The organism is Gordonia jinhuaensis (genome assembly GCF_014639795.1).
Lineage (GTDB): Bacteria > Actinomycetota > Actinomycetes > Mycobacteriales > Mycobacteriaceae > Gordonia_B > Gordonia_B jinhuaensis.
Map to the genome: position 1 here is coordinate 20,073 of NZ_BMGC01000001.1, position 12,727 is coordinate 32,799.

Below are 12,727 nucleotides of genomic sequence, written 5' to 3' on the forward strand. Positions count from 1 at the left end.
GATCACTTCCCGGCGATCTTGGCCGCCGCGGCCTCCACGTCGTCGAGACCGCCGCAGCTGTTGAACGCCTGCTCGGGGTAGGAGTCGTACTCGCCCTTGCACACCTTGTCGAACGCCGCGATGGTCTCCGACAGCGGGACCACAGAACCCTTCTGACCGGTGAACTTCTCGGCGACCAGGAAGTTCTGTCCGAGGAACTTCTGGATACGGCGGGCGCGCTGGACGGTGACCTTGTCCTCTTCGGACAGCTCGTCCATACCGAGGATGGCGATGATGTCCTGCAGCTCCTTGTACTTCTGCAGGATGCGCTTGACCTCGTTGGCGACGCGGAAGTGCTCGTCACCGACGATCGACGCCTCCAGGATGCGCGAGGTCGACGTCAGCGGATCCACAGCGGGGTAGATACCCAGCTGCGAGATCGGGCGCGAGAGCTCGGTGGTGGCATCGAGGTGGGCGAAGGTCGTGGCCGGAGCCGGGTCGGTGTAGTCGTCGGCGGGCACGTAGATGGCCTGCAGCGACGTGATCGAACGACCCTTGGTCGAGGTGATGCGCTCCTGCAGCTCGCCCATCTCGTCGGCCAGCGTCGGCTGGTAACCCACGGCCGACGGCATACGACCGAGCAGGGTCGAGACCTCGGAGCCGGCCTGGGTGAACCGGAAGATGTTGTCGATGAACAGCAGCACGTCCTGGTGCTTGACGTCGCGAAAGTACTCGGCCATGGTCAGGGCCGAGAGGGCGACGCGCATACGCGTGCCCGGCGGCTCGTCCATCTGGCCGAACACCAAGGCGGTGTCCTGGAGCACGCCCATCTCCTCCATTTCGAGGATGAGGTCGGTGCCCTCACGGGTGCGCTCGCCGACGCCGGCGAACACCGAGGTTCCGGAGAACTCACGCGCGATACGGGTGATCATCTCCTGGATCAGAACGGTCTTGCCGACACCGGCACCACCGAACAGACCGATCTTGCCGCCCTTGACGTACGGGGTCAGCAGGTCGATGACCTTGATGCCGGTCTCGAGGATCTCGGTCTTGCCCTCGAGCTCGTCGAAGGCCGGCGGCTTGCGGTGGATACCCCACTGCTCGCCATCGCGACCAAGACCCGGGCTGTCGAGGCAGTCACCGAGGGCGTTGAACACGTGGCCCTTGACGACGTCGCCGACCGGGACGGTGATGGGCTTGAGCGAGTCGGTCACCACCGCACCGCGGACCAGGCCGTCGGTGGGCTGCATGGAGATGGTGCGGACGATGTTGTCGCCGAGCTGCTGGGCGACCTCGAGGGTCAGCGTCTTGGCGACGGACTCGAGGGTGATCTCGGTGTGCAGAGCGTTGAAGAGATCGGGAACGGAGCCACGGGGGAACTCCACGTCCACGACCGGACCGATGATGCGGACGATGCGACCGGTGACCTCACCGGTGCCCGCATCCGCGGTCTGCTCGGGTGCTGCTGTGGTCATTGTTGTCACTTCCGTTTATTCTGCGAGGGCGCTCGCGCCGCCCACGATCTCGGTGATTTCCTGGGTGATCTGAGCCTGGCGAGCCGCATTCGCCGTACGCGACAGGTTGCGTACCAGATCTTCTGCGTTGTCGGTGGCCGCCTTCATGGCGGTACGACGGGCGGCCGACTCCGATGCCGACGAATCGAGCAGCGCGGCGAACACGCGGGTCGAGACGTACTTGGGCAGCAACGCCGAGAGCAACGCATCCGCCCCGGGCTCGAAGCTGTAGTTGCGGGCGGGCGGGTGCTCTTCGCCCTCCCCGGCCTCGGCCACCACCAGCGGCGCGATGCGACGGACCTCGGGAGTCTGGGTGAGCATCGTGACGAACTGTGTGTAGACCAGATGCAACTCGTCGACACCCTCGAGTGTGCCCTCGCCGTCGGGACGCTCGATCTCGTTGCCCGAACCAGCGGTGAACAGATCCACGAGGAAGTCGGTGGCCGCCCATGCGTCGGTGTACTTCGGGTCCTGGGAGAAGCCGGTCCACGACGCCGCGACGGGGATGCTGCGGAACGCGAAGTAGCTCACGCCCTTGGTACCCATCACGAAGAGCACAGGGTCCTTGCCCTCGCTCTTGACCAGCTCGATCAGCTCACGCGTCTCGCGCAGCACGTTCGCGTTGTACCCGCCGCACATACCGCGGTCGCTGGTGATGACCAGGATCGCGGCACGCTTGGGATTGTCCCGCTCGGTGAGCAACGGGTGATCGAGATTGCCCGCGTTGGAGGCCAACTCGGACAGCACCGCGGTCATCTCGTCGGAGTACGGCTTGGCTGCGGCCACCCGCGACTGCGCCTTGGTGATGCGCGAGGTGGCGATCAGTTCCTGTGCCTTGGTGATCTTCTTCGTCGACTGCACCGAGCGGATGCGTGAACGCAGTTCACGGATACTGGCCACGGGTCACGCTCCTTTCTGTCGGTAACACCACGAACGGGTTGAGGTCACGTCAGGACTTCCGAACCGTGATCTGCTCCTGGTTGACCTCTTCGGCGTCCAGGGCGTCGACGGCCGGCTCGTTGACAACGCGCTTGCCGTCGTGGGTCAGGAAGGACTGCTTGAACCGGTTGGTCTCGTTCTTGAGGACCTCGGCCTGGTCGTCGGCGAGCACCTTGCCGCCGGCGATCGACTCGTAGACACCCGATGCGGAGTGATGCAGGTGCTCGAGCAGTTCGGCCTCGAAGCGACGCACATCGGCGACCGGTACCGAGTCGTACATGCCGTCACCGCAGAGGTAGATCGACACGATCTGGTCTTCGACGGGGACCGGGCTGTACTGGTCCTGCTTGAGGATCTCGACCCAGCGGGCGCCGCGCTCGAGCTGCGCCTTCGAGGCGTCGTCGAGGTCAGAGGCGAATGCCGAGAACGCTTCGAGCTCACGGAACTGGGCGAGCTCCAGACGCAGCGAACCGGAGACCTTCTTGAGGCCCTTGGTCTGCGCGGCGCCACCGACGCGGGAGACGGAGGTGCCGACGTTGATGGCCGGGCGCACACCGTTGTTGAACAGGTCGGACTCGAGGAACACCTGACCGTCGGTGATCGAGATGACGTTGGTCGGGATGAACGCCGAGATGTCGTTGGCTTTGGTCTCGATGATCGGCAGACCGGTCATCGAGCCCGCGCCGAGGTCGTCGGAGAGCTTGGCACAACGCTCCAGCAGACGCGAGTGCAGGTAGAAGACGTCGCCGGGGTATGCCTCGCGGCCCGGCGGGCGACGCAGCAGCAGCGAGATCGCGCGGTAGGCCTCGGCTTGCTTGGACAGGTCGTCGAACACGATCAGGACGTGCTTGCCCTGGTACATCCAGTGCTGGCCGATGGCAGAACCGGTGTAGGGAGCCAGCCACTTGAAGCCGGCCGAGTCCGAAGCGGGAGCCGCGACGATGGTGGTGTACTCCATCGCGCCGGCCTCTTCCAGTGCGCTCTTGACACCGGCGATGGTCGAGCCCTTCTGGCCGACCGCGACGTAGATGCAGCGCATCTGCTTGGTCGGATCGCCGCTCTTCCAGTTCGCCTTCTGGTTGAGGATCGAGTCGATGCACACGGCGGTCTTGCCGGTCTTGCGGTCGCCGATGATGAGCTGACGCTGTCCGCGGCCGATGGCGGTCATGGCGTCGATGGCCTTGATTCCGGTGGCCATCGACTCCTCGACGGGCTGGCGCTCCAGAACGGTCGCCGCCTGCAGCTCGAGGGCACGCGTGCCCTCGGCCTCGATGTCGCCCAGGCCGTCGATCGGCTGACCCAGCGGGTTCACCACACGACCGAGGAACGCATCGCCGACCGGCACCGAGAGCACGTCGCCGGTGCGCGCCACCTGCTGGCCCTCTTCCAGGCTCGCGTACTCGCCGAGGATGACCGCACCGATCTCGTCCTCGTCGAGGTTCAGCGCCACGCCGAGCACACCATGCTCGAACTGCAGCAGCTCGTTGGCCATCGCACCGGGCAGACCTCCGACGTGCGCGATGCCGTCGGAGGTGTCGGTGACGACGCCAACCTCCTCGCGCGAGGCCTCGGCCTCGAACGAGGAGACGTACTTGTCGATCGCACCCTTGATCTCGTCGGGTGAGATGGTCAATTCGGCCATGGCTTCTTCGTTCCTTGCGTTCGTGTTATGAGCGTTTGTGGTGGGTGCCCGTGAGGGTCGCGCCCGGTGGTGCCGGTCGTCGTCGGTCCGGTCACGCGACCCACGGGGCCGCATCACCGGCATCGATCAGCGGGGTAGCTGTTCGGCCGCTTTGGCCAGCCTCGTCGCGATGTCGGCCTCGATCACCTCGTCGCCGATGATGATGCGCATACCGCCGAGCAGTTCCGGATCCACCTCGACCTGCGTCGAGACGGGGCGTCCGTATACCCGGCCGAGCACCTGGGTGACCCGACCGACCTGCTCATCGGTCAACGAGGTCGCGGCGATGACATGAGCAACCGCTTCACCACGACGCGCGGCCGCGAGATCGGCGAGTTCGGACACCACGGAGTCGGCAGGCCGCCCGCGCAGTGTGCGGATCGCACCGGCGACCAGCTGCCTGGTGGTGTCACTGACTTTACCGGCCAGCAGCGAGTCCAGGAGTTGCACTCGTCCCTCGGTGGGTGCGAGCGGGTTCGAGACCTCTTGGGTCAGTGCCGGCTGAGCGACCAGCAGGCGACCGATCCGGAAGAGCTCGTCCTCCACATCGTCGATGTTGCCCTGGAGTTCGGCCACCTTCAGCAGCGCGAGGCGGGACAGGCGCTCGAGTGCGAACGACAGATCCCGCGCGGTCGACCAGCGGTGGTTGACCGCGACCTTGACGATTCGCACGGCGGGCTCGCCGATCTTGCCCCCGAACAGGGAGTCGATCATGTCGCCCTTGGCACCGCCGTCGTCGTTGACCTCGGCAAGGTGCTTGCGCAGCAGCGGATGCTGATCGAGCGCGCCGACCACGCCGAGCAGATCGTCGGACAGCTCGGTGAGACCTGCGGAGTCCATCGACGCGGTGGTGTCGTTGAACGCCTTCTGCAGCGCGCGGATCGACTCGCGACTGGTGGCGCGCATGGTGTGCGTGCCGATCGCCTCGGCATGCGAACTGATGGTGGACGGCGTCGCCGACCCCTGCGCCATCTCCTCGAGCTCACCGATCACGCGGTCGATCGATTCGGACTTGGCGCCGGGCTGGTCGAGGTGGTCGCGCACCAACTTGCCCGCCAGATCCACCGTCGACAGACCGAGCTCGGCCCGCAGCGAACGGATCAGAGCCGACCGGTTCAGTGCGACCTGTGCCTTGCCGTGCTCCTTGATGCGGGCAACCTCGGCATCGGCCTGCGCCCGGATGTCCTCGATGATCGACTGCGCGTCCTCGCGGGCCTCGTCGCGGATCTTGCTCGCCTCGGCCTTGGCCTGCTCCATCGCGTCGGCGTAGGCGGTCTTGGCCTCGGCCAGCCGCTTCTTGGCGACCTCGCTCTCGTCGATCTGAGACTGGATCTCCGACTGACGCTTCTGCGTGGCCTTCTTCAGCGGCGGTCCGACGAACTTGACCAGCACACCGACGATGATGACGAATGCGAACAGCTGCGAAATGAATACGCCCATTACCTCAGCCCACCCCGTTTGACGATGTCGCGTTGTCGGACGCCGCGACCTGGACACCGAGGACGCGGCTGGCGAGCGTCGAGGCCAACGATCCGACCTCGCCGCGTGCTTGCTCGGCGGCCTTGTCCCCGTCGGACTTCAGCTCGGCGTCGGACTCGGCGAGTGCCATGTCGGCCTCCGCCGTGGCGCGCTGCCGCATGTCGTCGAGCTCCTCGCGACCCTTGGCCCGAGCCTCGTCCCGGATTGCGGTGGCCTCACCCCGCGCATCTCGCATCGCCGAGAGGTACTGCTGCTCGGCGTCCTCGAAACTCTGTGCCGCTGCATGACTGTCCTTCGACGTCTGTGCGACACGCTCGTCCCGCTCGGCGAGAGCCTTCTGGATCGGCGGCACGACGAACTTCCACACGACCGCCAACACGATCAAGAAGATGATCAGGCAGATGACCAGCGTGAAGTTCGGTACGAGGAAGTTCTTGGACTCGGCTAGTGCCATGGTGTCCTTACCTGTTTACCTGGGTGGACTGGGGAATGACGAGCCCGGGATTACGAGCTCTGGCCGCTGATCGGGGTCGCGAAGACGAACAGCGCCATGAAGGCGAGGTTGATGAAGTACGCAGCCTCGACCAGACCGACGGTGATGAAGAACGGGGTGAACAGTCGGCTCTGAGCCTCCGGCTGCCGTGCGATTCCGGCGATCAGCTGCGCGCCGGCCAGGCCGTCACCGACGCCGGCACCGATTGCGCCACCGCCGAGGATCAGGCCGCCACCGATGAGGGCGCCCATACCAATCAGATTCGGATCCATTTACTTTCCCTTTCGCTGTTCTGGCGATTGCCAGCTTTTGGGGGTGTTCGGGAGGCGCCTGTCGGTCGCCGCCGGGCTTGTCTCCCGGTGATCTGCACCGGGAGATCGAGTGTCAGTGGTGCGAGTCGGCCTTCTCCATCGACTGGCTGAAGTACAGGATCGTCAGCAGCGCGAAGATGAATGCCTGGATCAGGCCGACGAACAGGTCGAAGAGCTTCCAGACCGTGTTGGGCGCCCAGAGGATGTACGGCGGGAACAGCGCGATCAGCGAGACCATGATGCCGCCGGCGAAGATGTTGCCGAAGAGTCGCAGTGACAGCGACACGGGCTTGGCGATCTCCTCGATGATGTTGATCGGGGCGAGGAATGCGACATGGCCCTTGACCAGCTTCTTGGGGTATCCCAGCAGACCGTTGCGCTTGAAACCTGCTGCGTGGTAACCGAAGAAGACCACCAAGGCGAGCGGGTAGACGAAGTTGACGTCGGATGCGGGCGCCTTGAGCCACTCACCGGTGGAGCCGTCGGAATTGCCGTACTGCATCGGCAACACCGCGATCCAGTTGGCCGCCAGGATGAAGGTGAACAGCGCCACCGCGAGCGGGAGCACGAACGGCGCGATCTTCATGCCGATCGAACTCTCGATCTGGCTGCGCATCTGGATGGTGACGGTCTCCCAGTACAGCTGCACCTTGCCGGGTACGCCCGAGGTGTACTTGTAGCGCAGGACGAACGCCAACACGAGGACGACGGCCGCCGCGATGAGCGTTCCGAGGATGGTGTCGAGGTTGACCGTCTGCCCGAAGATGTGGCCGTAGTCGTGTTCGCCGACGTGGATTTTCGATTCTTGACCTTCGGCCAGGTACGAGACGTCGCTCATGACTGGTTGCGGAGTCCTTTCATCACGGGAAGGACGGTGGCCAGCACCAAGATCACCTGGCACACCGCGAGGCCGAACATGACGCCCAGGCCTTCGGGACGGAAGAAGAATGCGATCACGAGCGCGAAGACCGTGATGATGCCCAGACGCACCGCTGTGTTGAAGACCAGCGGCTTCTTACGAGGGTTCTCCTCGGCGGTGATGGCCGAAACCGTTCCGCGGACGAGGAATGCGTTGCCGAAGATCAGCGCCGCACCCAGTGCGAACCAGAGGCCGAAGGCGATGTGTCCGACCAGTCCACTGATCACCAGTGCGATGACGACGGCGAGCACCGCGATCACCGCCGGGACCCGGAAGGACAACGGCGCGTGCGGATACACAGGCGCCGAGCCCGGGGCTGACGTCGTCATCTGCCTTCTCCTCAAACTTCACAACTTCACGCGGACACACGTGGACTGTCAGCTCGGGGTGATCTGATCTCGCCTGGTGTGCCAACGATGTGGTCGACGCCTCCGCAGTACCCTTCGACATTGCCGAACCGGGAAGCTCAGTCGGGTCGACCTGCGGCATTCCCGACCATCCGGCCCGCTGACGTTGGGGCGTCTGTCCAATTCGCCTGTGACCCTATCAACACTCGGAGGCTTGGAGAAACCGGGGTCTCTCGACCTCGATTCCGCCCGCTACCTGAGCACTTGAATCTACTACGGGGGATAGTACTAGATCCCTTTACGCCCGATATCAGCGGAGCGGACATCGGCGGGAGCGGTACGGGGCATCGGGGCCGTCGGGGCATCGGACACCGCACGCGCCGAGGTGCGCGCAGCCGCCGCCGACATCGTCTCACCCGCCCGGCGCCGGGTCGGCGTCGCCTGGGCTCGCGCCCGCTCCCCGACTGGTCGCTCGCGTTGGCCACGTCGGCGATGTGTTGTCGATTGTGCCCACTGCCTGCGCAGACGCGGCACGATCGTGGCGATCAAGGCCACGATCAGCCCCGCGCCGAGCGCCGGCGCCACCACGGCGATCGGGTAGATCCTGCTCGCAGCCGCGCTGAATGCCAGCACCGCCACCCACAGATAGATGAGCAGCACCGTGTGGCGGTGAGAGTGCCCGAGACCCAGCAGGCGGTGATGCAGATGCATCTTGTCGGGTGTGGAGAAGCCGACGCCGGCGCGGGTTCGGCGCACGATCGCCATCAGCATGTCGAGCATCGGGATGAACATGACGCCGGCCACCAGGATGAGCGGCGAGAGCAGGGTGAACACGTCGGCCGGGCCGTAGGCGTTCACCGCGATCCGGCCGGAGGCGCTGGTCGCCGCCGCGGCGAGCATCAGGCCGATCAACATCGATCCCGAGTCCCCCATGAAGATGCGGGCCGGCTGGAAGTTGTGGGGAAGGAACCCCAGGCAGGCGCCCGCGAGCGCCGCGGCGATCAGCGCCGGTGAGTAATAGCTGACGTTGCCGCCCTGCTCGTTGAGCAGACCGAGTGAGAACAGGCCGATGGCCAGCGCTGCGATGAGCCCCAGTCCGGCTGCCAGACCGTCGAGGCCGTCGACGAAGTTGACGGCGTTGATGGTGGCGACGGTGATCGCGATGGTCAGCAGACCCGCCTGCAACGGGTCGAGCACCACGGTTCCGACATTGCCGAATGGCACCGGGACCACGTTCCAACTCACGCCCATCACCACGAGCACCCCGGCGGCAGTGAGCTGGCCGACGAACTTGGTGAGTGCGTCGAGTCCCCACCGATCGTCGATGATGCCGACGATCACGATCACACCGCCGGCGGCGATCACCGCCATGACGTCTTTGCTGTAGGCGAATCCCCTGGTCAGCGCCGGAAGCTGTGAGGCGACGAGAAAGGCGGCCACCACACCGGCGTACATTCCGACGCCACCGAGGCGCGGAGTGGGCACGCTGTGGACATCGCGCACGCGAGGCACCGCGACCGCACCGAACCGCACGGCCACCACCCGGACCACCGCAGTGGCGAAGTAGGTGATGAGGGCAGCGGCGATCCCGACGAGCATCAGCTCGCGATATGGGACACCCGCACCCGCGAATTCCTCCGCGGCCACGGCATGCGACGCCAGGTTGACCACAGGGATCACGGTACTAGCGCCGACAGACCGCCCGGTGTATCCATCGCCGCAATCGCGGCCATCGGATCACCGCAACAGTGTCGCCACATCCACGCCCACCACGTCGGAGACCTGCGCGGCGGTCACCGCGCCCTCACGCAGGATGCGCGGTTCGGTGTCGGTGAGATCGACGATCGTCGAGGCCACCGCCTTGGCCGCGGGTCCGCCGTCGAGGTAGACCGCCACCGACTCACCCAGCTGATCGCGCGCCTGATCGACGGTGACCGCCGGCGGCTGACCCGACACGTTCGCGCTCGACACCGCCATCGGTCCCACTTCACGCAGCACCTCGATGGCCACGGGATGCAGCGGCATCCGCAGCATCACGCTCCCGGAGGTGTCACCGAGATCCCACGACAACGAAGGCGCCTGTGCCACCACGAGGCTCAGTCCGCCCGGCCAGAACGCCTCGACGAGGTCGCGAGCGGTCTGCGAGACGCTCAGGATCAGCCCGTCGACCGTGTGCCACGAGCCGACGAGTACCGGCACCGGCATGTCCCGGCCGCGACCCTTGGCCGCGAGCAGCGCAGCGACTGCCTCGGAATCGAAAGCGTCACAACCGATCCCGTACAGCGTGTCGGTGGGTAGTACCACGAGCCGGCCGGCCTTGGCGGCGCCGACGGCGGCCTGGACGCCCACCGCGTGCGAATCGGGATCGTTGCAGTCGAACACTGTGCTCACGGCTGCAATCCTGCCAGAAGCCCGAGAGCCGTCAGCCGGTGCCCGCCGGTCACCGTCCGGTGCGCCGCGCGGTCACGAACCGCGGACGCCCGGCCAGATCACGGTGGGCGGTCACGTCCGCGAAGGCGCCCTCGGCGGCGAACGCTGCGATGACCGCGTGCGCCGTGCTGTCATCGTGTTCGAGTGCCACCACTCCCCCGTCCCGCAGCAGATCGGCGATCACCCCGATCATCGGGGTGATGACCGCCATGCCGTCGCCGCCGCCGAACAGCGCCTCATGCGGATCGTGGCCCTCGACGTCGGCCGGTAGCTCGTCGGTCACCGGGATGTAGGGCGGATTGGTCAGAACCACATCCACCGCGCCGTGGAGTCCCAGGCGTACCGGGAGCTCACGGTCTGTCACGTCCGCGTCGTGGACGGCGACCCGTTCGCCGGCCTCGCCGGCCTCGGATACGTTGCGGCGCAACCATTCCAAGGCACTGGCGCTGTTCTCCACAGCGTGTACCCGAAGCTGCCGAGCGCTCGCGGCCATCCCCAGCGCCAGCGCCCCGCTGCCGCTGCAGAGGTCGACTGCGACGCTCGCGGCAGTCAGACTCGGGGCGGCCCATTCGAGCAACAATTCGGTCTCGGGGCGCGGGATGAACACGCCAGGTCCCACCGCGAGATCGACACCACCGAAGTGCGCGCGGCCGGTCAGATGTTGCAGCGGCGTGTGGGCGCTGCGACGGGCGACGAGATCGAGAAAACTGCGCGACATCTCCGAATCCACGACATCGACGAGGATCAGACGTCCGGGCTCCACGCCGAGGGTGTGAGCGAGCAGTAGCGAGGCCTCGGCCGCGGCACTGTCGATGCCCGCCGCCGCGAGGGTCCTCGTCGCCACGGCGAGCAGCGACCGGCGCTGCTCACCTGCCGGGTCGGTACCCACCGGATGAGGAGTCGCCGGCTCAGGACTCATTCGGCCTCCAGACGCGCCTGCCTGTCGGCGGCGACCAGCGCATCGAGCAGGGCGTCCATGTCGCCGTCGAGCACCGCGTCGAGATTGTGCGCCTTGTAGCCGATCCGGTGGTCGGTGATGCGATTCTCCGGGAAGTTGTAGGTGCGGATGCGTTCGGACCGGTCGACCGTGCGCACCTGCGCCGCACGCCCTTCGGCCGCCTCGCTGGCCGCCTCCTCCTCGGCGAGGGCCTGCAGCCGCGCGGCGAGGACGGCCATCGCACGCGCCTTGTTCTGCAACTGCGAGCGCTCGTTCTGGCACGTCACGACGATGCCGGTGGGCAGATGTGTCAGCCGCACCGCCGAGTCGGTGGTGTTCACGCCCTGTCCGCCCTTGCCGGAGCTGCGGTAGACGTCCACACGCAGATCCGAGTCGTCGATCTGCACCTGTTCGACCTCGTCGGGTTCGGGATAGATGAACACACCCGCCGCCGAGGTGTGGATGCGGCCTTGTGATTCGGTGACCGGCACACGCTGCACCCGGTGCACCCCGCCCTCGAACTTCAGCCGCGACCAGACGCCGTCGCGTTCGTCGCCCCGGCTCTTCACCGAGATGATCGCGTCCTTGTAGCCACCGAGATCGGATTCGGTCACGCCGATGATCTGCGCTTTCCAGCCGTGCTGTTCTGCATAACGCAGGTACATCCTGGCCAGATCCGAGGCGAACAGCGCCGATTCCTCGCCGCCCTCACCGGATTTGATCTCGAGCACCACGTCGTCACCGTCGTGCGGGTCGCGCGGCGCGAGCAGGTCGGTCAGCGTCGCGTCGAGTTCCTCGACGGTGTTCTCCAGTTCGGTCACCTCGCCGGCGAACGAGGCATCATCGGCAGCCAGTTCCCTTGCCGCACTGAGGTCCTCACGGGCCGAACGCAGACGCGTATAGGTCGCCATCACCGGTGCGAGCTCGGCGAACCGCTTGCCGACACGTCGGGCGAGTGCCGGATCGTCGTGCAGTGACGGGTCGGCGAGTTGCTGTTCGAGACCAGCGTGTTCGGCGAGGATGTCGTCGATCGCCGACTGATCGCGGCCGCTGTCGTCGCGAACGGTCATCTCTGGGACTCCTCTCGGTGTACAGCCAGTCCGGATGACGAACCGGTCCTACAGCTGATGGGTGTGATGGTGCATGTGCCCGCGCGCCCCGCCGTGGAGCGCGCGGCGATCGATGGCGGCACGACCCGCACAAAAAACAACCGACGCCCGCCTCCGGTTCAGGGAGGACGGGCGTCGGTTGGACGTGACTACTTGTCGGCAGTCGCCTTGCCGCCGCGCTCGCGCTTGCCGTAGCGAGCCTCGAAGCGAGCCACCCGGCCGCCGGTGTCGAGGATCTTCTGCTTGCCCGTGTAGAACGGGTGGCACTGCGAGCAGACCTCGACCGTGATCTGACCCTCGGGGCGGGTGCTGCGCGTGGCGAATGTGGCGCCGCAGCCGCAGAGCACGGTGGTCTCGTGGTACTCGGGATGGATTCCCTGCTTCATTCTGGTGTCCCTTTCTGGTGGTCGCCGGGTCACCGCCGTGGATTCGGCGGCGTGAACCGGAACCGGACTCGACCGATCAGTATGCCATCGCTGCAGGCCCCGACGGAAATCGCGGTCGGAAACGGCACGATCGCGATCAGGTCCTGACCGTGCGATTGCCGGCCGTGCGAACGCTGAGCTCGTACGAACGCTGAGCTCGTACG

13 protein-coding genes are annotated in these 12,727 nt (G+C 66.2%); all 13 read right to left on the reverse strand.

Features of this window, described 5'->3' with window-relative positions; translation table 11 throughout:
* Window positions 1-2 precede the first annotated feature (2 nt).
* The gene (gene atpD / locus IEW22_RS00095; protein ID WP_188584555.1) at window positions 3-1,454 is read right to left on the reverse strand and encodes a F0F1 ATP synthase subunit beta; all 1,452 of its coding nucleotides are present in this window, start codon (window positions 1,452-1,454) and stop codon (window positions 3-5) included.
* A gap of 15 nt (window positions 1,455-1,469) precedes the next feature.
* Window positions 1,470-2,393: a F0F1 ATP synthase subunit gamma gene (locus IEW22_RS00100; RefSeq protein ID WP_188584556.1), complete on the reverse strand. Its 924-nt coding sequence runs from the start codon at window positions 2,391-2,393 to the stop codon at window positions 1,470-1,472.
* Window positions 2,394-2,442: 49 nt separating this feature from the next.
* Window positions 2,443-4,074 carry a F0F1 ATP synthase subunit alpha gene (atpA, locus tag IEW22_RS00105; RefSeq protein WP_188584557.1) on the reverse strand — a complete coding sequence of 544 codons (1,632 nt, stop codon included), beginning with the start codon at window positions 4,072-4,074 and terminating at the stop codon, window positions 2,443-2,445.
* A 126-nt stretch (window positions 4,075-4,200) separates the two neighbouring features.
* The gene (locus IEW22_RS00110) at window positions 4,201-5,553 is read right to left on the reverse strand and encodes a F0F1 ATP synthase subunit B/delta (protein WP_188584558.1); all 1,353 of its coding nucleotides are present in this window, start codon (window positions 5,551-5,553) and stop codon (window positions 4,201-4,203) included.
* A gap of 4 nt (window positions 5,554-5,557) precedes the next feature.
* Complete coding sequence (locus tag IEW22_RS00115) at window positions 5,558-6,046, reverse strand: F0F1 ATP synthase subunit B (RefSeq protein ID WP_188584559.1); 489 nt, start codon at window positions 6,044-6,046, stop codon at window positions 5,558-5,560.
* A gap of 50 nt (window positions 6,047-6,096) precedes the next feature.
* Entirely contained in the window at window positions 6,097-6,357 is a 261-nt protein-coding gene (locus IEW22_RS00120; RefSeq protein ID WP_188584560.1) for a F0F1 ATP synthase subunit C, read from the reverse strand.
* A 112-nt stretch (window positions 6,358-6,469) separates the two neighbouring features.
* On the reverse strand, window positions 6,470-7,234 hold the full coding sequence (gene atpB, locus IEW22_RS00125; protein WP_188584561.1) for a F0F1 ATP synthase subunit A: 765 nt from the start codon (window positions 7,232-7,234) through the stop codon (window positions 6,470-6,472).
* Window positions 7,231-7,644 carry an ATP synthase subunit I gene (locus tag IEW22_RS00130; protein ID WP_188584562.1) on the reverse strand — a complete coding sequence of 138 codons (414 nt, stop codon included), beginning with the start codon at window positions 7,642-7,644 and terminating at the stop codon, window positions 7,231-7,233. The genes atpB and IEW22_RS00130 overlap by 4 nt, the downstream gene beginning before the upstream one ends.
* A gap of 306 nt (window positions 7,645-7,950) precedes the next feature.
* The gene (locus IEW22_RS00135) at window positions 7,951-9,333 is read right to left on the reverse strand and encodes an MraY family glycosyltransferase (RefSeq protein ID WP_373284107.1); all 1,383 of its coding nucleotides are present in this window, start codon (window positions 9,331-9,333) and stop codon (window positions 7,951-7,953) included.
* A gap of 66 nt (window positions 9,334-9,399) precedes the next feature.
* Window positions 9,400-10,053: an L-threonylcarbamoyladenylate synthase gene (locus IEW22_RS00140; RefSeq protein ID WP_188584563.1), complete on the reverse strand. Its 654-nt coding sequence runs from the start codon at window positions 10,051-10,053 to the stop codon at window positions 9,400-9,402.
* 49 nt (window positions 10,054-10,102) lie between these two features.
* The gene (prmC, locus tag IEW22_RS00145) at window positions 10,103-11,011 is read right to left on the reverse strand and encodes a peptide chain release factor N(5)-glutamine methyltransferase (protein ID WP_188584564.1); all 909 of its coding nucleotides are present in this window, start codon (window positions 11,009-11,011) and stop codon (window positions 10,103-10,105) included.
* Window positions 11,008-12,099, reverse strand: a complete 1,092-nt coding sequence (gene prfA / locus IEW22_RS00150) for a peptide chain release factor 1 (protein WP_188584565.1) — start codon at window positions 12,097-12,099, stop codon at window positions 11,008-11,010. The genes prmC and prfA overlap by 4 nt, the downstream gene beginning before the upstream one ends.
* Window positions 12,100-12,287: 188 nt before the next feature.
* The gene (gene rpmE, locus IEW22_RS00155; protein ID WP_188584566.1) at window positions 12,288-12,524 is read right to left on the reverse strand and encodes a 50S ribosomal protein L31; all 237 of its coding nucleotides are present in this window, start codon (window positions 12,522-12,524) and stop codon (window positions 12,288-12,290) included.
* Between the last annotated feature and the right edge of the window lie 203 nt (window positions 12,525-12,727).

Bases quoted from the DNA above. Each gene is read 5' to 3' on its own strand.
- atpD (WP_188584555.1), bottom strand. From the start codon at position 1,454: ATGACCACAGCAGCACCCGAGCAGACCGCGGATGCGGGCACCGGTGAG.
- atpA (WP_188584557.1), bottom strand. From the start codon at position 4,074: ATGGCCGAATTGACCATCTCACCCGACGAGATCAAGGGTGCGATCGAC.
- IEW22_RS00110 (WP_188584558.1), bottom strand. From the start codon at position 5,553: ATGGGCGTATTCATTTCGCAGCTGTTCGCATTCGTCATCATCGTCGGT.
- IEW22_RS00115 (WP_188584559.1), bottom strand. From the start codon at position 6,046: ATGGCACTAGCCGAGTCCAAGAACTTCCTCGTACCGAACTTCACGCTG.
- IEW22_RS00120 (WP_188584560.1), bottom strand. From the start codon at position 6,357: ATGGATCCGAATCTGATTGGTATGGGCGCCCTCATCGGTGGCGGCCTG.
- atpB (WP_188584561.1), bottom strand. From the start codon at position 7,234: ATGAGCGACGTCTCGTACCTGGCCGAAGGTCAAGAATCGAAAATCCAC.
- IEW22_RS00130 (WP_188584562.1), bottom strand. From the start codon at position 7,644: ATGACGACGTCAGCCCCGGGCTCGGCGCCTGTGTATCCGCACGCGCCG.
- prmC (WP_188584564.1), bottom strand. From the start codon at position 11,011: ATGAGTCCTGAGCCGGCGACTCCTCATCCGGTGGGTACCGACCCGGCA.
- prfA (WP_188584565.1), bottom strand. From the start codon at position 12,099: ATGACCGTTCGCGACGACAGCGGCCGCGATCAGTCGGCGATCGACGAC.
- rpmE (WP_188584566.1), bottom strand. From the start codon at position 12,524: ATGAAGCAGGGAATCCATCCCGAGTACCACGAGACCACCGTGCTCTGC.